This is a genomic window from Jilunia laotingensis (genome assembly GCF_014385165.1).
In the GTDB taxonomy this organism is placed as follows: domain Bacteria; phylum Bacteroidota; class Bacteroidia; order Bacteroidales; family Bacteroidaceae; genus Bacteroides; species Bacteroides laotingensis.
The window spans coordinates 2836592-2863116 of record NZ_JACRTF010000001.1 but is presented as its reverse complement, the minus strand read 5'-3'; the positions used below and the strand labels follow the sequence as shown (position 1 = coordinate 2863116).

15 protein-coding genes are annotated in these 26525 nt (G+C 42.4%); 11 read left to right on the top strand and 4 right to left on the bottom strand.

Annotation, left to right across the window (positions count from 1 at the left end; translation table 11 throughout):
- Positions 1-90: 90 nt before the first annotated feature.
- Genes H8744_RS10850 through H8744_RS10830 form a run of 5 tightly spaced genes read left to right on the top strand, consistent with a single transcriptional unit; the run spans position 91 to position 10616 of the window.
- The gene (locus tag H8744_RS10850) at positions 91-2148 is read left to right on the top strand and encodes a TonB-dependent receptor (protein ID WP_262434836.1); all 2058 of its coding nucleotides are present in this window, start codon (positions 91-93) and stop codon (positions 2146-2148) included.
- Between the two features lies 1 nt (position 2149).
- Positions 2150-3310, top strand: a complete 1161-nt coding sequence (locus tag H8744_RS10845) for a YncE family protein (protein ID WP_262434835.1) — start codon at positions 2150-2152, stop codon at positions 3308-3310.
- 21 nt (positions 3311-3331) lie between these two features.
- Positions 3332-4570: a hypothetical protein gene (locus H8744_RS10840; RefSeq protein WP_262434834.1), complete on the top strand. Its 1239-nt coding sequence runs from the start codon at positions 3332-3334 to the stop codon at positions 4568-4570.
- Positions 4571-4582: 12 nt separating this feature from the next.
- Positions 4583-6322: a DUF5074 domain-containing protein gene (locus tag H8744_RS10835; protein ID WP_262434833.1), complete on the top strand. Its 1740-nt coding sequence runs from the start codon at positions 4583-4585 to the stop codon at positions 6320-6322.
- Between the two features lie 19 nt (positions 6323-6341).
- Complete coding sequence (locus tag H8744_RS10830) at positions 6342-10616, top strand: T9SS type A sorting domain-containing protein (RefSeq protein ID WP_262434832.1); 4275 nt, start codon at positions 6342-6344, stop codon at positions 10614-10616.
- Positions 10617-10722: 106 nt separating this feature from the next.
- Here the strand turns inward: H8744_RS10830 and H8744_RS10825 are convergent, their stop codons facing one another.
- Genes H8744_RS10825 through H8744_RS10810 form a run of 4 tightly spaced genes read right to left on the bottom strand, consistent with a single transcriptional unit; the run spans position 10723 to position 14396 of the window.
- On the bottom strand, positions 10723-12291 hold the full coding sequence (locus tag H8744_RS10825) for a peptide chain release factor 3 (RefSeq protein WP_262434831.1): 1569 nt from the start codon (positions 12289-12291) through the stop codon (positions 10723-10725).
- The gene (gene rfbD, locus H8744_RS10820; RefSeq protein ID WP_262434830.1) at positions 12288-13148 is read right to left on the bottom strand and encodes a dTDP-4-dehydrorhamnose reductase; all 861 of its coding nucleotides are present in this window, start codon (positions 13146-13148) and stop codon (positions 12288-12290) included. The genes H8744_RS10825 and rfbD overlap by 4 nt, the downstream gene beginning before the upstream one ends.
- A gap of 1 nt (position 13149) precedes the next feature.
- On the bottom strand, positions 13150-13692 hold the full coding sequence (locus tag H8744_RS10815) for a DUF4924 family protein (RefSeq protein WP_262434829.1): 543 nt from the start codon (positions 13690-13692) through the stop codon (positions 13150-13152).
- A gap of 50 nt (positions 13693-13742) precedes the next feature.
- Positions 13743-14396 carry a LysE family translocator gene (locus H8744_RS10810; protein ID WP_262434828.1) on the bottom strand — a complete coding sequence of 218 codons (654 nt, stop codon included), beginning with the start codon at positions 14394-14396 and terminating at the stop codon, positions 13743-13745.
- A gap of 779 nt (positions 14397-15175) precedes the next feature.
- Between H8744_RS10810 and H8744_RS10805 the strand changes: the two genes are divergently transcribed.
- The 6 genes from H8744_RS10805 to purL all read left to right on the top strand — a co-directional run bounded on the left by H8744_RS10805 (position 15176) and on the right by purL (position 26465).
- On the top strand, positions 15176-16405 hold the full coding sequence (locus H8744_RS10805) for a T9SS type A sorting domain-containing protein (RefSeq protein ID WP_262434827.1): 1230 nt from the start codon (positions 15176-15178) through the stop codon (positions 16403-16405).
- A 100-nt stretch (positions 16406-16505) separates the two neighbouring features.
- Positions 16506-18827 (top strand): C25 family cysteine peptidase, encoded by a 2322-nt coding sequence (locus tag H8744_RS10800; protein ID WP_262434826.1) that lies wholly within the window; start codon positions 16506-16508, stop codon positions 18825-18827.
- Positions 18828-18831: 4 nt separating this feature from the next.
- Positions 18832-20139 (top strand): hypothetical protein, encoded by a 1308-nt coding sequence (locus tag H8744_RS10795; protein ID WP_262434825.1) that lies wholly within the window; start codon positions 18832-18834, stop codon positions 20137-20139.
- Positions 20140-20147: 8 nt separating this feature from the next.
- Entirely contained in the window at positions 20148-21479 is a 1332-nt protein-coding gene (locus H8744_RS10790; RefSeq protein WP_262434824.1) for a hypothetical protein, read from the top strand.
- A gap of 143 nt (positions 21480-21622) precedes the next feature.
- Positions 21623-22525 (top strand): T9SS type A sorting domain-containing protein, encoded by a 903-nt coding sequence (locus tag H8744_RS10785; protein WP_262434823.1) that lies wholly within the window; start codon positions 21623-21625, stop codon positions 22523-22525.
- A gap of 235 nt (positions 22526-22760) precedes the next feature.
- On the top strand, positions 22761-26465 hold the full coding sequence (purL, locus tag H8744_RS10780; protein WP_262434822.1) for a phosphoribosylformylglycinamidine synthase: 3705 nt from the start codon (positions 22761-22763) through the stop codon (positions 26463-26465).
- Positions 26466-26525: the final 60 nt, after the last annotated feature.

The window sequence follows — 26525 nt, the reverse complement described above, 5'->3', positions numbered from 1 at the left end:
ATACACTGTGTTGCGGAAAAGGTTATTCATACATATTGGTACTCTTTGAAGCTATTTGGTGGATAAAACAACTATCAAATAGAAATATTAATGGGGAAAACTACATTCAGGCGGCTCCTCTGTCTGGTTGGGGTATGCAGCATGCTTTTGCCTATGGGGGCACAAAGTAAGCTGGATAGCATCCAAAGGCTGGACGAAGTCGTCATTAAGGCAAAAACTTATAAGCAAGTCATCCCGGCACAAGTGTTGAAGGGAGAAGAACTTAAAAAGCTCAACAGTTTCTCTGTAGCGGATGCCATCCGTTACTTCTCGGGACTACAAATAAAAGACTACGGAGGCGTAGCCGGACTTAAAACAGTCAATATCCGCAGTATGGGTACCAATCATATGGGTGTATTCTACAACGGCATTCAATTGGGAAATGCTCAAAACGGACAAATCGACCTAGGTAAATTTTCACTTGATAACATTGAAGAAATCTCGCTTTACAACGGACAAAAGAGCGAAATATTCCAATCTGCCAAAGAGTTCGGTTCATCGGGCAGCATCTATCTGACGACACGCAGACCCAAGTTTGAAGGAAACAAGAACACCAACATGTTAGTGAAAGCAAAGGCTGGTTCTTATGGATTCCTCAATCCTGCCCTACTCTACGAATATAAGTTAAGCGAAAAGATCAGCACTTGCATGAGTGCCGAGTGGATCGGGTCAGCTGGAGATTATAAGTTTCGTTATCGCCGAGTGGATGTGGAAGGAAACTTAAAATATGACACCACCGCTGTACGCCACAATAGCGACATCGATGCCATGCGAATTGATGCCGGATTATATGGAGTATTCGAGAAAGGTAAATGGAATGCATTTGCCTATCACTATACTTCGGAACGGGGAATACCGGGAGCTATCGTCAACAATGTATGGAAACGTTCGGAACGATTGTGGGACCGCAATTCTTTCATTCAAGGAGGAGTTGAATATGATCTTCTTCCTAAACTCAGTACACGTATCAATATGAAATATGCTTTCGATTACACTCACTATAACAACAACGATCCAAGCATTAAGCTAGCTGACGATATTTACAAACAAAAGGAATTTTATTTTTCATGGTCTAATAAGTATTCGATATCTCCCGCTTGGGATGTTTCATTGGCCTATGATTTCCAATGGAACGATTTCGACGGGTACAATGTCACAGATGATCATGACAAAGAACACCCTAGCAATCAAGCGACAAGAGGAACGCACTGGTTATCATTGGCTACAGCATTTACAGTAGCAGACAGGTTGAAAGTACAGGCCAGCCTACTGGGTAATTTTGTCAATGAAGAAAAACGTGAACGGGATTCGGCTCCCAATAAGAGCAAACTCGTTCCCGGTATCTTCTTCTCTTACCAACCGTTTAAACGGCAAGAACTGATATTCAGAGCTTTCTATAAGTCGGCCTACCGGTTACCGACCTTCAATGACTTGTATTATACCGACATGGGCAATCCGGCTCTGAAACCGGAAACTACCACTCAGTATAACGTCGGCATTGCATACGATCGCACCCGTAATAACAAGTTATTCAGAGATATGCACATCGGAGTAGACGTATATTTCAATGATGTCAGAAATAAAATCATCTCTTTCCCACAAGGTCCGCAGTTTCGTTGGACAACGATCAATTTAGGAAAAGTCGATATTCGTGGAATAGATGCTTCAGCTGCCTTCAACTGGGCATTTCCCTATGGATGGCAACTAACGACTAAATTGCAATACACCTATCAGGAAGCAATCGATGTGACCAATCCTAAAACAACCGACGGCACCAATCAAGGAGACAATTACTACCGGGATCAGATCCCTTACATCCCCTGGCACAGCGGATCTGTAATCCTCTCCTTATCATGGAATAGCTGGACACTGAATTATAGCTATATCTATGTGGGCGAACGCTATAACCAACAAGAGAATATTATCTACAACCATACCCAACCCTGGTATACCAGTGATATGACTTTGATGAAAGAAATCAAACTGAGAAAAATAAACCTGCGGCTCACGGCAGAGATTAATAATGTATTCAGTCAGGACTATGATGTCATATTGAATTATCCGATGCCGCTACGCAATTACCGCTTTGGAATAACTGTTGAAATCTGAGATGAAAACCTATAAATTTATAACATACTCTCTTCTCTTTACTCTATTGACCGTTGTCTCATGTAGAGAAATTGAGTTAGTAGTACCTTCAGAATATGTGCCTTTGCCATTCGACATCGATTGGGAAGCTACTCCCGCAGGTATGTATCTGCTCAACGAAGCCAATATGGGTAGTAACAAATCATCGATTGATTACCTGGACTTCCGGAACGCATATTATGTACGCAACATTTATGCCGAACGCAACCCGACAGTAATCAAGGAATTGGGTGATGTAGGCAACGACATACAAATTTATGGTGATAAACTCTATGCCGTCATCAACTGCTCGCATAAGGTAGAAGTAATGGACGCACGCACTTGCCAACGAATCGGGCAAGTAGATATCCCCAATTGCCGCTACATTCGCTTTGCCAAAGGGAAAGCTTACGTATCGGCTTATGTAGGGCCGGTCGCTATCGACCCCAATGCGCAATTAGGTGCCGTTTATGAGGTTGACACAACTTCCCTCAAAATCACCCGGAAGGTAACAGTCGGCTATCAACCGGATGAATTGGAAATTCTCGGAGAATACATCTATGTAGCCAATTCCGGTGGATACCGGGCACCAAACTATGACAATACGGTTTCCGTGATCGAGACATACGGCCTGAAACAAATTCAGCAAATTCCAGTAGGCATTAACCTACACCGCATTCGGAAAGATAGATACGGCAAACTGTGGGTTACTTCAAGAGGTGATTACAAAAATATCCCTTCCCGCCTGTATGTACTCGACAGGAAAGACAAGAACTCAAAAGAAATGGTAGTAAAAGATACATTCGATATCCCCTGCTCGGAAATGTACATTCAAGGAGATTCGCTCTATTTCTACAGTGTGGAATGGAATAAACAGACGGAACAGAACACTGTCACTTACGGTATTCTCAATGTCAAGACAGAGAAACTCGTCACCAACCATTTCATCAACGACGGATCAGAAAATTCCATCATGATACCCTACGGCATCATGGTACATCCACGTACAGGAGACATCTACGTTACAGATGCCAGAAACTACGTTTCAAGTGGAATACTACATTGCTATGACCGCTATGGAATAAAGAAATGGAGTGTCCGTACAGGTGACATCCCCGCCCACATGGTCTTTTTTAACAATTGAGAAACTAAGAAGAGCTATATCATGAAGAAACTAAGAACAACTTTTACCAGTCTGATTACCGCCCTTCTATTGACGGGATGCCAAAAAGACATACCCATGGTAAGCCTCGGAATCGATAGTCAATACAGAATCGACCGTATGAAAAGTCTTATCCTTCATCCTGAATTTACAGGAAAGAGATACACTTGGAATATGAAAGATCGTAATGGCAATGATTCCCTTGTGACGACCGATCGCGATTTCATTTTCGTAGGTATCACACCGGGCGAATATTATCTGCGGCTTAACATCATCAACGAGCAAAACCCCGTTGAACACAACGTACACATCACGGTTGAAGAAGAAAATATAGCTTATAGCCGCTATATTACCAAAGTATATGAATACTGTCCGGCACCAGGACAATTTATCAACACCATCCCCCCTTACGAAACAGGAAACAGTGCTGAAGACATGCGAGAAAAAGCAGAAAACAGCATAAAGGGAACCAATGACATACTGGTTTCGCTCGGAGGTTACGGAGGATACATCACTTTCGGATTCGATCATACGGTAGCAAATGTTCCCGGAAAGAAAGATTTCAAAATACTCGCCAATGCTTTTTATGCAGAGGCAAACCCCAACCCGGATGCGCCCGAATCAGGTGGTAGCTGTGAACCGGGTATCGTAATGGTATCCATAGACCTTAACCAAAACGGGCTACCCGATGATGAATGGTATGAACTGGCCGGAAGCGAATATTATAAGCCCGAAACCAGACATAATTATCAGATTACTTATCATAAACCATCACCGGATAAAATCCCAACGCCCGAAGAGGGTACACCAATCACGGATAATACTTATATCCAATGGGAAACAAATTCTGGTGAAATAGGATATATATCAAAAAACGCCTATCATTTTCAAGATTATTATCCAAAGTGGATACAAGAAGACAATCTGACCTTCACCGGAACGAAACTTAACAACAATGCGGTTGACGAAAGCGGTGGAAAAGGTTCCTTCTATGTATTATATGCTTACGACTGGGGATATGTAGACAATCATCCGAACGATAAAGAAGATAAAATCAGTTTCGATATCGACTGGGCAGTAGACCGTGAAGGAAATCCTGTTTATCTGCCGGGAGTAGACTTCATACGAGTATATACCGGAGTCAACCAGCAATGCGGCTGGCTTGGGGAGACCTCTACCGAGATCAGCCGTGCAGAAGATCTGCATGTAAAAGATATAACAAACTTTACACCTAATCCATAAAAATAAATGCTTATGAATGGAAGAATATTACGCTTTTGCCAAACAGTAGCCTTATTGACGGTTTCTGCCGGAATGCAGGCTCAAACGACCTATACGGACGGAGTCTTTATGTTAAATGAAGATTGGTTCGGACACAACAACAGTACCATCAATTTTTTACGACCGGAGAATGATGTCGATCCTTTTGAATACTACATCATTCAAAACAATGAAGCAAATGCCGGACAGTCCTTAGGATGCACGGCACAATTCGGAGCCATCTATGGCGACAACATTTACATTATCTCCAAGCAAGATCAAGATGGAGGAGAGAGAGGACGGGAAGGAGGTAGAATCGTCGTTGCCGATGCACGCACAATGGAGATCAAAAAAAGAATTCCTGTCATCATGACCAATAAAGAGGGAAAATCTATTGCCGATGGCCGCGGGTTCGTAGGAGTGAATGAAAAGAAAGGATATGTCGGATCTTCAAATGGTATTTATATACTTAACCTAGAGACCTATGATATCGTCAAACAAATAGAAGGAACAGAAAACCCGCTGATCACCGGAGATGAAGTCAATTCGGACGGTATTGGACCGCTTTATCAAAACCAGATTGGTATGATGTTGCGCACATCCGACTATGTATTTGCCATCCAGCAAGATAAAGGCGTACTTGTCATCGATCCGGAAACCGACAAGATCATAAAAACGATTGAAGGATGTTTCTGTACAATGGTACAAAGCAAAGACGGAAATATTTGGGTAGGACGAAATACCAATATGGACTATCAAGATTATCCATACGGAGAAATGGGAGCAAGCGGAGAATGCTGGGAAGGGAAAGAATTGCTGAGAATAGATCCTTCCACATTCGAAACAAGAGCCGTACCTATCACTGTAGGTGGACTCAACCAGACCTGGTATGCCTGGACTGCCGGTTCTCTCTGTGCAAGCACTCACCGGAATGTACTTTATTTCACATTCAACGAAGATAAATGGAGTTGGTTCACCACATCAAAAATGTATGAATACGACATCGATTCGGATACTTTCACTCAAATCTATGATAGCAGTAAAGATGAACGTTTCTTTTATGGAGCCGGTATACGAATCAATCCTTTGGACGATAAGATTTACGGAGCGCTCTATCTTGACAACAACCGTCAGGACTATTGGGTATATCAAATGGATAATGCCGGAAATATACTTCAGGAGTTCGAGCCGATACAAAGGTATTGGTTTCCTGCGCTCTTCATCTTCCCCGACAAGTATGCACCTGAAGTAAAAGAATTCACCGATATTACTCTGAAAAATGGTACCGAAGAAATAAACCTAACGGACATGGCTTCCGACAAAGACAATCAGGACATAGCTATCGTGAAAACGATACAATCCATAAGTAATGAAAACGTAGTTGCCGCTTCGATCAAAAATAATCGTCTGAAGCTGATACCTAAAGCCATAGGTGACACAGAGATTACCATCCGTTTCGATTCAAATGGTAAATACGTCGACCGCATCTTGCAGGTTCACTCCCAAACAACGGGGGTACAAGCTAATGAAACGGAACAGATCGAATTCATCACCGGCAATGGAGGAGTTCAGATTAAAGGATTAACTCACAATGCATACTTGACCATCTACAATACACAAGGAGTACAGGTCTATGCCGCTGAGATAACATCCGACGAGGTTATTACCGGATTGTCTAAAGGACACTTGTATGTTGCAATAATAAATAACCAAACATATAAACTGATTTATTAATCATTAATATTTTAACACAATGAGAAAAATTACTCAAAGACTGACAGCTCTGATGATGGCATCATGGCTGTATGTAGCGGGTGCTTACGCCAGCGATCAGTTTGTTCCGAAGGAGTACTCCTTCAAAGAAGTGGCTGTATCATCAAATGTAACAATCAACATTCCGATGACAGACCTATTCACCTATCCGGACGGAATGGACAACACTACAAATTTGGACGAAGCCGGAGTTGTAGCCACGTTCGAATATGCTAACGAAGAAGTTGTAGGTCTCTACAGTTATGAATACTATACCTTCGGAAAGGTACAACAACTTTACCTGATGCGTTATGGAAACAAAACCGGAAACGCTGACGTAAAAGTAACACTGGACTATAAAGGTGTAAAGGTTGAAAATACACTTAAAATAGACATCATCAAAATGATGGCCAATGATGATAATTATACGATTGACCTGGGCGAAACGTTGAAGGCTGCAGTTATCAATAATGATAATTTCATGAACAATTCAGATAAAAAGACTGCGACCCTGACCATCATCGAACAACCGAAAAATGGTAAGGCTACCATTATAAGCGCAGGTGATGCAGCCCAGGATACCATTCAATATGTACCCAATGAAGGCTTGGAAAATTACAGTTTCGACGAACTCAAGTATATGGTAACATTAGCCGATGGCAGTGAATCTTCATCAGCTAAAGTTAAAATCAACATTCATAAGAATGCTTATGCTTCGAAAGTAATCGATTTCTTACCTGCTCCGGGACAGTTCACCAATCAACTTTCCAAAAGCAATTCGGCAGAAGGCACATTGGGAACCAAAGGTGGAATGGTAAGTTTGGGAGCATTCGGGGGATACGTCATCTACGGATTTGACCAACCTATCAAAAATGATCCCCGTAACCCTTATGGTGTAGATTTCACTATCAAAGGAAATTCATTTGTTGCAAACCTTTACGGTGTATGGACCGAACCGGGTGCCGTACAGGTATGTGTAGACCTTAACGGTAATGGAGTGCCTGACCCTGATGAACCTTGGTACGAACTGGCCGGATCGGATTATTGGCTCAGCACTACGAAAAAGAATGTGGAAATGACCTATTACAATCCTAACTACGACACGCGCTATACGGTGCCTTGGAGTATTAAAGGGAAAAACGGAGAAATCAAAGAGGCAGGAGCAGTGCTGACTAACCAATTCCACCAACAATCCTACTATCCGGACCCATTTGATTTCGGATGTGACCGTGATTCACTGACTTTTACCGGGAATATCATTCGTAGTTCACTCGACATGAGTACCCCGAGTTATATCGAATTCTACCGTGCCCCGGCATTCGGATATACGGATAACCGCGGATACGACCGTACCGATCTGAGCATTGCCCATAATCCTTATTTCAATGACGAGAACGGTAATGCCACTGACGGTTTCGATATCAGTTGGGCTGTAGATAAAGATGGAAACCACGTAGAACTGGATCATGTGGATTTCGTCAAAGTATATTGTGCCGGTAGTGCCAATGCCGGGTGGTTAGGCGAATGGTCTACTGAAGTGTTAGGAGTAGGCATCACCACCCCCGATCCTGACTATGTTCCGAAAGATTATTATCTTAATTATATCGGTATCACTCAATTGCAAGTAGTTCGTGGACAAGAGTGCCAATATGAAGGTTTCTTGTTCAAAAACGGACGTCCTGTAGATGAAGGAGAAGCTAAATGGTGGCTATCTACCGATTCTGTAGGGACGATCGACAATACAGGGTTGTTCAAAGCCAATGCCAAATTGGGAAAAACATGGATCTATTTCAGCCAGAAAGATGACATACAAAAAGACTCAATCCAGATAGAAATAGTCGATCTGAAAAAGGTCGTTATCGACATTGAAGGAAATGCCAGCACTGTGTCCAACGATAGTATAAAAATGATCAAAGGCGAAACCATCTTCATCGAAACGCAGTGTGAAGACAGCCGCAGCGAAAGTATGAACGGACGTACTCGTAACCGCTATATCTATGAGACATTCCGTTGGACGACTTCCAACCCGGAAATCGGAACCATCAACAACGGTTCTTTCCACGGGCAAAAAGCCGGACGAACCATGTTGCATGTTTATTCAACAACAAATCCCGAACTCTCTGACTCTATATTGGTTATTGTAAACGAAGTGCCGGAACTGACATTAATATCCGATCCGTTGCGTCTTCCTTATTACGAACCCGAAGGTACAATAGCAAGCAATAAACTGTTTACCGCTGGAAATAACTCTACGATCTATCTGGACAGTGTGGCTGCTACCAGCAAACGTGAACACACTATTGACTTGAACAAGCTTAACTACACATATGAACAAGGTCAATATGTTGCTGATACTCTCACATTCAGTCTTACTCATTACGGAGAAAAGAAAGAGATGAAACTTGCCGTCATCTATGGTCCCGATTCAAAAGCAACCAAAGCTTTATTACTCTATTCCGACAAGAATATTGTAAAATCCTTTGATATAACAGACCGTAGTGAAAAAGTGAAAACCGTGATCGATCAGCTGAACGTAGACACCATTCAAGCACTGGTTGCTGATGGCGGCTTCTCATTTATCGCTGCCGGGGATAGCATTTTCCGTTACAACACACCGGAAGTCAAATGCACTCATAAAGTTCAGTTAGCCAACAAGGCTGTTGCAGACAAGATGATAGCCGTACGCAACTTACTGGTTGTCGCTTCACATACGCCAGCCGGAACATATAGCATCGACCTCTATTACAAGACGGATCTGGAACCGATAAAAACTTTCACATTAGGTAAACCTATGAAAGACATGACCGTAACCAACGATAAACTATATATCATTGCAGCCACGGAAGACAAGAGTTCCATGAGTTCAATCGATCTGAAAAACTTCACTTTATCCCGCGAAGTGTCATTGAATCAAAAAGGTCTGGATGTAACTACACTCGTTGCCAAAGATGACAAGGTTTATGGTATTCGTCCTTACGATCCCGCCACCGAAGCACCAGCTTCCATCCTAGAGTTCAACACGACGAACAATACTTCCAAAGTGGTCGAAACAGACGGTATTCAAGCATTCTTCGAAGGTGTTCCGGTAGCTATGAAACAAGCAATTGGCGATTCTATCCTGTTGGCCAATTACAACGGTTTCTCTATCTATGATACGGAAAAGAGTGAAATCCTCGACGGTATTTATATGACAGGAAGCAATGTATATCCGACAGAAGCTGTATATGACAGCATCAACAATTATTTCTACGTCACTTATGCAAACGAAGATGCTTCTACATATCAGGGAAGTGCTTATTACGGTAAATCCATGAGTAAAGTAGAAGATATCTTCAACCTTGGCAAAACACCTGCCAACCTGACTTTACAGCCGGAACTTGGTGACAACGAAGCACCGAAACCAGCCAGTCGCTTTACGATGAGTCCCAATAACTATTGCTACGAAATGGCAACAAGTGCCTCGGCACACTCCATCTGGAAAACGAACTTTACCGATCGTGAAGGTGACTTTAATATCTATCTGCGCGGATTGGAAAAACATCCTTGGATCACACAACTGGACAACCTGGAAGAAGGCGATATCCGAATTCAAGAACTTTTCAGAGGTACAGTAGATAAAGACTCGGTAATTACTTTCCAAGTAGAGGCTATCGACAAAGCAGGTGTTTCTACACGCACAGATGTAGATCTGACAATCAAAGCCGAAATCGTAAAACCGACACTTGCCGAAGCACTCAAAGATACGACAATCATTGAAGGCACGGATACGCTCAGACTTGATTTAAAGAATGTATTCAATTACACAGGAAGTACTTATTACGTAACAATCAATAAGTCTGTAACAGCAAATGACAATCCGGAATTAATACGTGACAGTATCGACACCGTAACCGACTCCCTTGTCCTGATACCGGCCAAAGATCGGACAGGTGTAGCCAACTTAACCGTACGTTACTCGGTTGCAAAAGAAGGATTTGGAGAAAAATATGCAGAATCGACTTTCGCTGTCACTGTTAAGTCGAATAAGCCTGATGGTATTGACAGTACACAAGCTGATGCAAACAGTATCATTCGCATACTGAACAATCCGTTTAAAGACCAACTTGTAGTCAACGTACCTGAAACGGCAATGGCTGAACTTTACAACATGAACGGACAGCTCATCATGCAGATTGAATTGAAAGCAGGTGACAATACTATCGGTACAACACAGTTACCGGCGGGAACTTACCTATTGAAATATCAGGATGCATCTGTAAAGGTGATTCGTGAATAAAAATATCGGTTGCGGGGATACCGCAACCGATAACTATTAAAAAAGAGAGGACGCGATGTCAGTGACATCGCGTCCTCTCTTTTTTAATGAAATAGCCTCACTTTATTTAGAACTCACTCGTAAAGTGGAATTTTATCTTCTTAAAATCCATCTGTGCCATCTGTAGTACGTAGTTCGAATCAGCCAGAAAGACATCCCTACCCTCACGATCCTTCGCCATGTACTGATACTTGCGTTTCTTGAAAGCTTCCAGTTCTTCCGGGTCTTCACTCTCTATCCAACAAGCCTTGTAAAGGCTTAACGGTTCCCAACGACAGGAAGCATTGTATTCATTGAGCAGACGGTACTGGATTACTTCGAACTGTAACTGACCTACCGTACCTATGATCTTACGTCCATTGAACTGATTGACAAACAACTGCGCCACACCTTCGTCCATCAATTGGTCGATACCCTTGGCCAGTTGTTTCTGCTTCATCGGATCGGCATTCTCGATGTATTTGAACATCTCCGGTGAAAAACTCGGCAAGCCACGGAAATGCAGCTGCTCGCCTTCCGTCAACGTATCTCCAATCTTGAATGTCCCATTATCCGGTAAACCGATAATATCACCTGCATATGCCTCATCAATCGTAGTTTTACGTTGTGCCATGAACTGTGTAGGTGATGAAAAGCGCATGGTTTTGCCATGACGCACATGGTAATAAGGAGCATTACGTACAAATTTACCGGAACATACCTTACAAAACGCCACACACGAACGGTGGTTCGGATCGATGTTAGCCGTAATCTTAAAAATAAATCCGCTGAATTTAGGCTCTTCCGGATCGACTTCACGCTCTTCCGATTTGACAGGGCGGGGACTCGGGGCTATTTCCACAAAGCAATTCAGCAATTCCTGCACACCGAAATTATTCAAGGCAGAACCAAAGAACACGGGAGCAGTATCTCCAGCCAGATAAGCATCTATATCGAGTTCAGGATATACCCCTTCGATCAGTTCCAGATCGCCACGTAATTTATCAGCCAATGGTTTACCGATCTGCTTGTCCAATTCCTCCGAATGGATATCAACTTCCACTTTCTCCGTCACCACCTGTTTGGAAGGTTGGTACAGGTCGAGCTTCTTCTCATATATGTTATAGACACCTTTAAAGCGGGCACCTTGTTCGATAGGCCATGACAATGGACGAACCTGGATCATCAGCTCTTCTTCCAACTCATCCAGCAAATCGAACGGATCCTTACCTTCACGGTCCATCTTATTAACGAAGATGATGACAGGCGTATTGCGCATACGGCAGACTTCCATCAGCTTACGCGTCTGTGTTTCCACACCTTTTGCCCCATCCACTACGATAATAACGCTGTCTACGGCAGTCAACGTACGGTAAGTGTCTTCTGCAAAGTCCTGGTGCCCCGGTGTATCGAGGATGTTGATCTTGTAGTCGCGATAATCGAATTCCATCACGGAAGTCGTCACCGAAATACCACGCTGTTTCTCAATCTCCATCCAGTCCGAGGTAGCGGTCTTCTTGATTTTGTTACTTTTTACGGCACCGGCTACCTGAATTTGCCCACCAAAAAGCAGCAGTTTTTCAGTCAAAGATGTCTTACCGGCATCCGGATGTGCAATAATCGCAAAAGTTCTTCGTCTCTGTATTTCTTCGTTCATTCGTTATGATTGTTTTTATTGATACACTTTGTCAGGCTCTCCTCCCAATGGGGTATTTCGATGCCGAAAGTTGTTTTGATCTTTGTCTTATCGAGTACCGAATAATTAGGTCGGGGTGCTTTTGCCGGATATTCATCGGTATGCAACGGTCTTACTTTGCATGCAGTGATACCGGCTATGCGATGGATAGCTATCGTAAAATCGTACCATGAACATACCCCTTCATTACTGAAATGATAAATGCCCGGGACAATACCTTGATTGATGGCAACATAGATGGCGCGTGCCAAATCCTCAGCGTAGGTAGGGGTTCCGATTTGGTCGAAGACAACACCTAACGATTCACGCTCTTTACCCAAACGGATCATCGTCTTTACAAAGTTATTTCCAAAGGTTGAATACAACCATGCCGTACGAATAATCATCGCATTGGTACATTGCGCCATTACAGCCTGCTCACCAGCCAGCTTCGTAGTGCCATATACAGAGTTTGGACAAGTGGGTTCCTTTTCCGTATAAGGGACATGGGCAGTTCCGTCGAAGACATAATCGGTAGATATCTGGATAATGGCAGCATTCCTGCTTTGAGCGGCCCGGGCCAAATAACCGGGAGCTATGTGGTTCAGTTTATCGCACAGTTCCGGATTGTCTTCGGCCTTGTCCACAGCTGTATAAGCTGCACAATTCACTATAATGTCTATTTCGTTGTCTGTCACAAAACGGTTGATTGCCTGTTCATCGCAAATATCCAGTTCCTGTACGTCGGTAAAAAAATAGACATGCTGCGGGTTCTCTTTGGAAAGCACTTGCATCTCGTTGCCAAGTTGTCCATTCGCCCCGGTTACCAATATCCTCATATTAATCTTCTAATTTTAATTCTCCTTTTTTATCCTTGTCATAGTAGTTGGCTAGTAATGATAAAAAGCCGCTGATAGCCTCTATCGCCTTCGTCGTTTCAGCACTGACCTCTTTCTTCTGCAAACGCAGCAGCATCACTCCGTACAGAACTTCAAAGCAGGTTTCCAGTTCAGGTTCCTCCTTTTGCCCGTTCTTGCTACGCAGCTCCACAATATAAGGCAATGCCTTGAAATAAGCCGCATTATAAAACGGGAACTTCGGAGATGCCAGCAAAGCATTATGAAGTTCCGTCAAATTGAGTATTACATTCTTGTTGATCTGTAGATGCCCTTTATCCACGACATTCTCTTCGCGCATCATGTTGATGAGATTATCATACCACTCATGAAGTGCCGGACGATCTTCTTCCGGATAACGGGATATCATATTTTGCTCCACCCTATCGATATCACAATGGTTGGCACGGATCATATCCTCTACTTGCCACATATAGATAAGGTATTCGGCAATGTTTTTTTCTTTCAGTTGCTGTGCAATCTTCATCTTTTCATTCCTCCTTTGTTTATTTCGCAATACATGATTTCTTGCTTGGTTCAATAAATAGACTCCCCGAGAAAGGTATATACCAACCCTACTACGGACACAACCATAACAATGCCGCCAATGATACGGTTCAGGATCCAAATGCCTCGCAGATTGAACTTTTTCCGCACTTTATTGACAAAGAATGTGATGCCGAACCACCAGAGAAGGGCACCGATGGCAATCGCCAGATATCCCGTGATCGTTTCAAAAAGCAATACACCGGGTTGCATGAAAGCAAAACGTGCAAAAAGTCCGATGAAAAGGAAGATGATAAGCGGGTTGGAAAGAGTGACGGCAAATGCCGTGATGAAGTTATGAAAATAAGAACCTTTATTGGTAGATGCCGGCCGGATAGACTTTACCGGATTGCTGCGGAAGGTGTAAATACCGAAAACAAGTAGCATTATACTTCCGAGAAGCTGCAAATAGAATATATTTTTATCGATATAATCGAAGATAAAGCTCATGCCATATCCTGTCAACAAAGCGTAGGCAATATCGCTTAAAGAAGCGCCCAGTCCGGTAACAAAGCCATACCAGCGTCCTTTATTCAAAGTCCGCTGAATGCAAAGAACCCCTACCGGCCCCAATGGAGCGGAGACAATTACACCGATAGCACAGCCCTTTATCAATATATCTATAATTGTTCCAATCTGATTCATGCCGCAAATATCGCACTTTTTTATGAGAACGACATAGGATATTAACGTTTTTTGGTCGGACACTGTTCAATACATTATTTAAGTCATATATGAATTAATCTATAAAAAAGGATAGTAACCATAGTTCGCTCTAAACATCCATAGCCGAAGCTGTAGAAATATAATTATTCTGTCAACTGTTTGAATGCAGGATTATAAGAAAATATATTACATAGCTGAGTACTTAAAATGCCGGCATTTTCCCCTCACCGATGAACACCTTGAAGGACACCGATGAACCCCTCCTTCCTCGGTGAGGAACACCCCCTTCATCACCGAGGAAGAAGGGGTTCATCACCGAGGTAAAAAAGCATTCATTCAGCACTGTATATCAACCATTTATCTTACTCCCTTTTTCATATACTAATACTATTTTACTTATTTCCAAACAATGGCAAAAAACAGTATACGACAAAATAACTATACAAAGATTACTATAAATCGACGACCGGTATATTTCAACATGAATTCCTTTTTCATTGCCATTCTAAAATAAATGGAATAGATGTTTTCTATTTCATTGCATATCACGCTACTATTTAACTAAAATAATTGAAAATACAATTTAATTTTGTTATCTTTGTCTCGGTATAACAGTGTCCTTAGCCCCTTTGCCTGCCAATACATTAAAAGTCACTTGACATACAAACACTTTTTGAGAACCTGTCACTCCATAAACGAACGTTTCATGAGAAGAATTTAAGAAGTTAACCCTATTATAAATTAAATTTTAATGTATTATGAAAAGGAATTTTATTTTTATTTGCTTTGCAATGACCTGTGCGCTAAGTTTCTCACAAGTGAAAATTAATGCTGATGGTAAAGTCGGTATAGCTACCAGTGCTGTGCCTTTGTCTACCCTGAGTATAAACACGGCTGGTGAGTCTATAAAGGAAGCTAAAATCAGTTCGACTAAATCTATTACATTTTCGGCCTCGCGCGATGCTTCAACTAGTTCCGGTTGGGCAAGAGCTGTTGATGCGGGTGTTGGGCTATCTCCCCATGCTTATAATGTTGGAGTTATCGGTTTTGCATACACTCCTACCGCAATCGATACAGGACAATCATTTGGATTGATCGGCATAGCAGGTAATTATACGCCAGGTTCCAACTATGGTGTCTTGGCAATGCTTTATGGCACTAATAAAGGTGCAGGCATTTATGCTACATCCGTTCATAACGATTACGGTACTTATATAAACGGACGTTATGCTGGCTATTTCCGGGGAAATGTTTTTGTAACCGGTAGTGTCAATGGAATGTTGTTGACCCCTGTAATTTCTTCATCCAACCCTTCTCTTTTATCCTCCCAATCAGATTCGGAAGAAAGTGCAATGACTAAGTTAAGTCGGTTGAACACGATTCAATTCAGTATGCAATCTCCTCTCAGCACCTCTCGTGCTGCCCTTTCAGCCACGGACACGGTAGCAGCTACTAAAGAACTGACTTTCGATGAAGCTCAAATCTATTCACGCGCCCATTACGGTCTGATCGCCCAGGAATTGAAGGAAGTATATCCCAATCTCGTTTATGAAAACGAACAGGGTGGTCTGAGCATTAACTATATCGAGATGATCCCTCTCCTAGTGCAGTCCATTCAGGAATTGACTACGGAAGTGAATCAACTTAAATCCGGGGAGATATTGCCAAGAAATGCCGCTGCAAATGAGGGAAATGAAGTCGTAGACTCCAATCCCATGCGTATGTCCATTCCAAAACTCTATCAAAATACCCCTAATCCGTTCAACCAGTCTACGGAGATTGCTTATCAATTGTCGCAGGATGCCCGAAGCGCATCTATCAGCATCTTTAATTTGAATGGAGGACTACTGAAACGTTATCCCTTATCACCGGGAACCACTACCGGCAAAGTACAGATAAGTGCCACTGATTTCGAACCGGGAATGTATGTGTACGCTTTGATCATTGACGGTACGGTGATCGACTCCAAACGTATGGTGCTGGAATGATGAACAGAACCATGTGCTGTTTCTAATAAAATAACTGGATAATTCCGAATTATGTCTCCTTTTCAAAGGAGGCATAATCCTTAAATATAAAATGTATATCATGAAACAATATGTATTACTGATAGCTTGTTTTTTATGCCATATGGGCATACAAGCCCAAATTAATCATACGGTTGCTTTCGATCCTGATAAACTGATTATCGACAATCAGTTGCAGGAAGACGGAAATACGTATGCTAATTTGTCGTATGAGGATTGCTCGGCAAATGACAGTGTAGGGACACCTTCATTGCCTTACCGCATTCTCCGTTTTATTGTTCCTAACGAACCTGTCTCTTTTTCAATTGATATAAATGCTTCCGGTAGTATACCGATTGATCTGTCCGCCCCCTTATTACCTATTCAAGCACCCATCCCAATCTCTTTGAATAGTGTAAAGAGCGAGTTCATCCCATCTTCTTTTGTCACTTCCGGTGCATATCCTGAGAAAATAGCCCAGATTATAGATGAAGGGTATCTGGACGGTGACAAACGAATCTTGACGGTAAAGGTGACACCCGTACAGTACGTGGCTTCCTCCAATCAACTGCTGTTTCATTCTTCGGTTGGCTTTACCATCAACTATAATTATAATAATGTGTCATCGAGAAATGTAGCAAAAAGAATATCTCCCATTGCTTCTCCCCCCAGAAAATCGGCAGAACTGAAAGAAATGCTTGGTTTCGTAGAGAATAAATCGGACATAAGCCGAATACTGAATTCCCGTTCACAGGTTCGGGCAACCGCTTCAACCATGAATCTTCCGGCTTATGAATATGTGGTGATCACTTCTAGAAGCTTAGCCCCTTACTTTAGGAGACTGGTCGATTGGAAACGTCAGAAAGGTCTGAATGCGGGTATTGTGACGATGCAGGACATATTGAGTGATGCTTCCATAACGAAAGATGAAGTATCCAACTTGTCCGATGACGCGGGCAAGTTGCGCCAATACCTAAAACTGGCTTATGACAAGGGAACAAGGTATGTGTTATTGGGAGGACGAAGGGAGTTTGTGCCGATTCGGTATGGCACAGATTACTATCGTGGCAACGTCCAAATTCCTTCCGATTTGTATTTTAGTGACTTGAATGGAAATTGGAATCGAGATGGAGATTCCGATTTAGGAGAGAAATCGGATGGTTTGGATTATAATCCGGAATTATTTGTCGGACGCCTTTTATGTCGGGATGGTGAAGAGATCAATAATTATATTGATAAACTATTGCTTTATGAGCAGAATCCCGGCAAAGGTAATTATGCTTACTTGAAAAAGGCATTGTATATGGAGTCGGACAAAATGCAAAACGATCATGAAGGGGAGGCTATTGCCAATGAATTTTATACCATTTTCCCTGATACTACAATCTTGAGAGAATATCCGGAACATCTTGATTCAATTCCAACCTATCCCACGGGAAAGGATGTGATTGATCTGATGAATAATAATTTTCATGGTTTTGTTAGCTGGTTTGCCCATGGGAGTCCCAGTGGAGTGAAGGCAAAAAGTAATGGTAACAATAATTCAGGACATTATCTTGTCAATGCCCGGGAAGGAGTCTATCCCGCCCCATGGAATGAGATCGAAACAGGTAATGGCCTTGATAATCTAGTCAATTTTAATTATCCGTCAGTCCTTTATTCTATAGCTTGTTCCGTCACTCCATATGATATATATGTGGGTGGTGGAGTCACTTATGATATGAAATATAATGTAGGAGAGTCGTTCACTGTTGGAGGGAAATACGGTGGAGTTGCGTTTTTGGGAAATACCCGAGAAGGTTGGACGGGGAGTTCTACAGCTTTAGAAAAAAAATTTGTAAATCGGATTAAATTCTTTTCAGGAAAGATAGGACAAGCCGAAGCCTTTTCCAAAGCCGATTATAAAGGAAGTGATTTTCATTGGCTGGCTTTGACGCATAACCTGATAGGTTGTCCCGAATTTGAAATGTGGACGAATACTCCTTCTCGCTTTCTTAATGCGTCTGTTACCAAATCATCGAATAGTTTGACTGTGAATACGGGAGTCGATGGTACAAATATATCATTAAGAGGTCTTTTTAGTGACCAACGTATTTATTTTCAAGTCGGAAGAACTGCTACATTTTATCCTTTACCCCAAAATTATGTTTTGACATTGTATAAACATGACTATATACCTTATGTCGCTCCTATCTATTTACAGAATGAATCAGTGACCGGCACTCATTATATCAAAGGTAGTCAAATAACCACAGGAAATTCTGTTGATCCGACCAAGGCTACAGGAGATTTCGTTGTTAAGTCGGGATCGGATATTGTATTGGAAGTTTCAGAGGGAATTACATTGGATGCGGGAACTGAAATAGAATTAGGTGCAAATTTTGAAATTAAAATAAGCAATTAACATTATGAATAAACTGTTATTTCTGATCATTTTTTGTGTATACAATCTCTTTTTGTATGCCCAACCTCATTCGCAAGCGGCAGTTGAACAGGCTCATGTCACGAAGGTCAAACTATGCAATACGGATAAAGTAATAAAGGATCGTTATGAGATGTTTTCGTATGAAAAGGATTGCATTGACAATGATTATCTATTAAAAGTTTCCCATAAAGATATTCTGGTGAATTCTTCCGGTAGCAATATAAATGTAGAAATCACCTGTTCGAATGACACAGTCTTCATCAGGGAAACAGAGATTAAAAGCGAAACTAATACAGATGAAAAATGCCTAAGGGATTTATCCTACCAAATTAGGGTAGGAAGCCATCATGCGCTTGTTCTTGTGTTAACATCCGATGTTAGTTCAATCCCTTATCAAGCTTTCTATACCGGTAGCAATGAATGTGTCTATCCGGTTACTGAAAAATCAGACTATCAATATAAGCCTTTTATAATGGATGGTTCGTGTGAGTGGATCATAAATACGTTATATGGAATTGATGGGCATAAAAAAATAATAAGCAATGAAGATACTTTGATATCCCATAAGGCATATAAGAAGATCTTTGTTCACCCCTGTAAGCATCCCACGGAAAAAATATACGCTGGTGCGATCCGTGAAGAAAACCGCCAAATATTCTTTGTAGATACGACATTGTATCCGTCGCCTTATACTGCAAATGAAATTATTCCGGAAAAGAAGCTTTACGATTTCAATCTCCAGGTGGGTGACAGGATGGAATACGAAAATTCCAGGGATCTTCCGGGCATTCTCCAGGTTTCACATATAGACACAATATTGCTGGAAGGCATTCCTCGCCGGAAATTTTATTTTGATGAACCATATTGGGATACTTGGACTGAGGGTATCGGTAGCGAATACGTATTCACCGAACCTTTCCCGCCTTTAATGACCGGTTACAATCCTAATTTGATTGGTGTTTGGTGCAATGGGAAAGAACTTTACTGTTGTTTTGCCGGCCTGTGTACTTGCGAGGATATGGTTCCCGTCATTGAACATAAATCCACTCCTCGGTTCCGGGTACTGAATAACCCAGTTGAGAACCGACTATTATCCATATTTTTCTCAGAATCGGATTTCACCAAGCTCGAATTATATTCATTCGATGGAATACTGCAATATAGGATGGATCTTGTCATTCGGGATGGCATACTCGATATTCCTCTTACCGGTCTTCATGCGGGGAATTACATCCTGATACTTTCGCGCTCAGATAATAGCCGGGAATCGTGTAAGGTGACAATTCAATAATAAAGAATATGGATAAATTATTATTTCTGATTTTATTGTGTGCATGCAATCTATTTCTGTATGCACAGCCCAACATTAAACCGATTCAAGTCGAGAATGTAAAGCTTGGAGAATGTCTGGATAAAGCGATAAAAGATCGTTATGAGATGTTTTCATATAACGAAAGCTACAACTTCACAGAAAGCTGTTTTCTATTAGGATTTTCCCATAAAGATATTCTGGTAAATTCTTCCTGCAGCAATATAAATGTAGAAATCACCTGTTCGAATGACACAGTCTTCATCAGGGAAACGGAGATTAAAGACGAACCAGAGACGAATGAAAAATGTCTAAGGGATTTATCCTACCAAATAAGAGGTGGAAGCCATAATGAACTTTTTCTTGTGTTAATCTCTGACATAAGTTCAATACCTTATCAGGTTTTCTACACTTATCATAATGAGCTATGCGATTATCCGGTTACAGAAAAATTGAGCTATCAATATAAGCCTTTTATAATGGATGGTTCATGTGAATGGATCATAAATAAGCAATATGGAATTGATGGCTATAAAAAAATAATAAGCAATGAAGATACCTTGATATCCAATAAGACATATAAGAAGATTTTTGTTCACCCCTGCAAGCATCCCACGGAAAAAATATACTCTGGGGCGATCCGTGAGGAAAATCGTCAAATATTCTTTGTAGATACGACATTGTATCCATCGCCTTTTGCTGCAAATGAAGTTATTCCTGAAAGAATGCTTTATGATTTCAATCTCAAGGCAGGTGATAGGATGGAGTATGAAGATGGTTATGCTTTTATTTATCCTGATAATGATGATGATCCCAATCCTGAATGTAAGGTTTTGCATGTGGATACAATTTTACTAGAAGGTATTCCCCGTCGAAAATATTATTTTTATTCCGCCCCGTATGAAAGCTGGACTGAAGGTATCGGCAGTGAATACGTATTTACCCGACCTTTCCCGTATTTAGTGACTGGCTTCAACCCTATTCTGGCTGGTGTCTGGCGCAATGGGAAGGCTCTTTTCTGCCATTCCTACAAGTGTACCTGCGAGGAAATGGTTCCCGTGATTGAACATCAATCCACTCCTCGGTTCCGGGTACTGAATAGCCCTGTCGAAAACCGGCAGCTATCCATCTCTTTCTCGGAATCGGATTTCACAAAGCTCGATTTGTATTCTTTTGATGGAATATTGCAATATAGGACAGATCTTGTCATTCGGGACGGCATACTCGATATTCCTCTTACCGGTCTTCATGCGGGGAATTACATCCTAATACTTTCGCGCTCAGATAATAGCCGGGAATCATGCAAGGTGATAATTCAATAATAGAGAATATGGTTCTATCATGCTTTGATTTAAAATCGGTTTGGAAACATCTGAAACATCTTCTTTACTATCCGCTTCCTTACTGTCCGCGCATAGATATAATTAGGTACAAATTTTGAAATCAAATTAAATAAATAGTAATTATGAGATATCTCTTTTTTTCTATTATAATGATCTTTTTCAGTTGTTCATTATCTTCTCAATCAAGTGAATACACCTATCAGCCATTTATAATGGACGGCAGCTGCAAATGGATAATGACTGCAGCGGGAGGCAGTAGCGGGGTTGAGACGGTAATCAGTAATGAAGATACCTTGATTTTGGGCAAGTCTTATAAGAAAATATATCGGAATCGATGTGAGCAGCCTGATGTGAAAGAATATATGGGGGCTTTTCGTGAAGAAAACAGAAAAGTGTTTTATTTCAGGAAAGGATTTAATGAGCGCGAAGGTTTTGAGAATTTGGTTTATGATTTCAATTTGAAGGTTGGAGACCGTATAGAATATGAAGATGGATGGGATCCTTACGAAACATATGAAATGGAAGTAGCCCGCATTGATACCATAGCGACTGAAGGTATCCTTCGCAAGCAGTTCTTTTTTGATGGTGATCCGGAAGGACGTTACTTTAGTTGGATTGAAGGCATCGGGAATGTTAAAGATTTGCTTTATTGTAGTGTATGGGTTCCGACCAATTATGAGGGACATTTAGTCGGTGTCTGGCGTAACAGTGAAGCCCTTTTCCGTTTTGAAGATAAATGTACCTGTGATGAGCTTATGCCAGTCATTGAACATAAATCCACTCCTCGGTTCCGGGTACTGAATAACCCTGTTGAAAACCGGCAGTTATCCATCTCTTTCTCGGAATCGGATTTCATCAAACTTGAATTGTATTCTTTTGATGGAATATTGCAATATAGCATGGATCTTACTATCCGGGATGGCATACTCGATATTCCTCTTACCGGCCTCCATGCGGGAAATTATATCATGATACTTTCGCGTCCTGATAATAGCCGGGAATCATGCAAGGTGATAATTCAATAATTCATGGCAAAGTATATGTGAAATAAAATTCATTCCATCCGTAGGAGTCAATAACAGTCGTCTACCTTTTTTAAAGAAAACGCCTGTTATTGACTCCTGCATTTATTATACCTTTTTGTTATCCATCTCCTTTTTTCTTACTATCTTTGCACCGCAAGAAAAAGAAGTCTATCCTCTACGTCAAGGGGATGCTTCGATCACAAAATCGCAAATCGTAAACCCGTAATTATACAACATGATTCTTTTTTTCAGAACCCCTTCCAAGAGCGTGATTGCCGTAGAGAGCAACCAATCGCTCACACCGGACGATAACAAAAAACTCTGTTGGCTCTTTGGCGAAGCCACTACGGAAAGTGAAGAAAACCTGAAAGGCTGTTTCGTGGGACCACGCCGCGAAATGATTACTCCCTGGAGTACCAATGCAGTAGAGATCACCCAAAACATGGGCGTCGATGGCATCAGCCGGATTGAAGAGTACTTCCCCGTAAAAGATGAAAACACTGAATTCGACCCGATGCTGCAACGCATGTACAAAGGCCTGGATCAAAATGTGTTTACCACCAATCGCCAGCCGGAACCGATCATCTACATTGAAGACCTCGAAGCCTATAACGAGAAAGAAGGGCTTGCACTCTCCAAAGAGGAAATGGACTACTTGAAAAAGGTGGAAAATGACTTGGGACGCAAACTGACTGACTCGGAAGTTTTCGGTTTCGCGCAGATCAACTCGGAACACTGCCGCCACAAAATCTTTGGCGGAACATTTATCATCGATGGCGAAGAACAGGAATCGTCGCTCTTCCAGATGATAAAAAAGACCACACAAGAGAATCCGAACAAAATCATCTCTGCCTACAAAGACAATGTGGCATTCGCAGAAGGTCCGGTAATAGAGCAATTCGCACCCGCTGACCATTCAAAGCCCGACTTCTTCCAAATAAAAGATATAAAAAGTGTGATCTCGCTGAAAGCCGAGACACACAATTTTCCTACAACAGTAGAACCTTTCAATGGTGCTTCAACCGGTACGGGCGGTGAAATCCGTGACCGTATGGGGGGCGGTAAAGGTTCTTGGCCGATAGCAGGAACAGCCGTTTACATGACTTCTTACCCACGGACGGACGAAGGCCGCTCTTGGGAAGATATTCTGCCCGTGCGAAAATGGTTATACCAGACACCGGAACAAATTCTGATCAAAGCATCCAATGGTGCTTCGGATTTCGGAAACAAGTTCGGCCAACCACTGATCTGCGGTTCGGTACTGACTTTCGAACATAAAGAAAATAACGAAGTATATGGTTACGACAAAGTAATCATGCTTGCCGGTGGCGTAGGTTACGGCACACAACGTGATTGCCTGAAAGGCACACCCGAAGCTGGCAACAAAGTCGTAGTGATCGGTGGTGACAACTACCGTATCGGACTTGGCGGTGGTTCGGTGTCATCAGTCGATACCGGCCGCTACAGCAGTGGTATTGAACTGAATGCCATACAACGCGCGAATGCAGAAATGCAGAAACGCGCCAACAACGTGGTTCGTGCCCTCTGCGAAGAAGATGAGAATCCGGTAGTATCCATCCATGACCACGGATCGGCAGGACACGTCAACTGCCTGTCGGAACTTGTGGAAGAGTGCGGTGGACTGATCGACATGAGCAAGTTGCCGATCGGTGACAAAACATTGTCGGCTAAAGAAATCATTGCTAATGAATCGCAGGAACGCATGGGACTTCTCATCAAAGAAGAAGCCATCGAACATGTACGCAAAATAGCCGAACGCGAACGTGCCCCGATGTACGTTGTCGGTGAAACGACCGGTGACCAACGTTTTGCTTTCCAACAGGCAGACGGTGTACGTCCTTTCGACTTGGCGGTAGACCAGATGTTCGGTTCTTCACCTAAGACTTACATGATCGACAAGACCGTTGAACGTCATTACGCAATGCCGGAATACGAACAGTCTAAATTGCACGAATACCTGACCAATGTTTTGCAACTGGAAGCTGTGGCGTGCAAAGACTGGTTGACCAACAAAGTAGACCGCTCCGTAACAGGCAAGGTTGCCCGCCAGCAATGCCAAGGTGAAATACAATTGCCCCTGAGCGACTGTGGAGTCGTGGCCTTGGATTATCGGGGTGAGAAAGGGATTGCAACGTCCATCGGACACGCACCTCAAGCAGCTTTGGCGGATCCGGCAGCAGGCTCTATCCTCTCCGTCAGCGAGGCATTGACTAACCTTGTATGGGCACCAATGGCAGAAGGCATGGATAGCATTTCCCTGTCTGCCAACTGGATGTGGCCATGCCGTTCGCAGGAAGGTGAAGATGCCCGTCTTTACACGGCAGTAAAAGCATTAAGTGATTTCTGCTGCGCACTGCAAATCAATGTACCGACTGGTAAAGACTCCCTGTCCATGACACAGAAATATCCCGATGGCGAGAAAGTAATCTCTCCGGGAACAGTTATCGTATCTGCCGGTGGTGAAGTTTCAGACGTGAAGAAGGTCGTATCACCAGTTCTCGTTAACAACGAAAAGACGACTCTTTATCACATCGATTTCAGTTTCGATGCTTTGAAACTTGGCGGTTCGGCTTTCTCACAATCACTTGGCAAAGTTGGCGATGAAGTACCTTGCGTACAGGATGCTGAATATTTCCGTGATGCATTTATGGCTGTTCAGGCACTGGTAAACAAAGGATTGATCTTGGCAGGACACGATATTTCCGCAGGTGGTCTTATCACTACATTGCTCGAAATGTGTTTCGCCAACGTGGAGGGTGGACTTGAAATCGACCTCGGTAAGATGAAGGAGAATGACATCGTAAAAATCCTCTTCGCAGAGAATCCAGGTATCGTCATCCAGATAGCCGACAAACATAAAGAAGAAGTAAAGAAAATACTCGAAGATGCAGGCATAGGATTTATCAAACTGGGTAAACCAACGGACGAACGACATATCCTCGTATCGAAAGACGGGGCAACCTACCAATTCGGCATTGACTATATGCGTGATGTATGGTATGCTTCTTCATATCTGCTCGACCGTAAACAATCCATGAACGGTTGTGCCAAGAAACGCTTTGAGAATTATAAGATGCAACCTTTGGAATATGCCTTTATGCCCGGTTTTAAAGGAAAATTGTCACAATACGACATCACTCCTGACCGCCGTACACCAAGCGGCATACGTGCAGCTATCATCCGCGAGAAGGGAACGAATGGTGAACGTGAAATGGCATACTCGCTCTATCTGGCTGGTTTCGATGTGAAAGACGTTACCATGACTGACCTGATCAGTGGACGCGAGACATTGGAAGACGTGAATATGATCGTCTATTGCGGTGGCTTTGCCAACTCGGATGTGCTAGGATCAGCCAAAGGATGGGCAGGCAGCTTCCTGTTCAACCCTAAAGCCAAAGAAGCACTTGATAAATTCTATGCCCGCGAAGATACCTTATCATTAGGTATCTGCAACGGTTGCCAGCTAATGGTAGAATTGAACTTCATCAATCCTGAGCATAAAAAGAAAGCCCATATGCTACATAATGAATCCCACAAGTTCGAATCGACCTTTGTCGGACTGACTATCCCGACCAATCGTAGCGTCATGTTCGGCTCATTGAGCGGTAGCAAACTGGGAGTCTGGGTGGCACACGGAGAAGGAAAATTTTCTCTTCCCTATGAGGAAGACAAGTACAATGTGGTGGCAAAATATTCTTACGATGAATACCCAGGTAATCCGAACGGTTCGGACTATTCCATAGCTGCCATTGCCAGCACCGATGGACGTCATTTGGCGATGATGCCACACTTGGAGCGTTCTGTGTTCCCCTGGCAAAATGCCAACTATCCTGCGGATCGGTTGAAGAGCGATCAAGTCACTCCCTGGATCGAAGCATTTGTCAACGCACGCAAGTGGGTAGAAGAGAAAATGAAATAATTCACTGATATTTCTTATCGTTCTAAGGCTGTCACTTTATCCGGTGACAGCCTTTTCGTT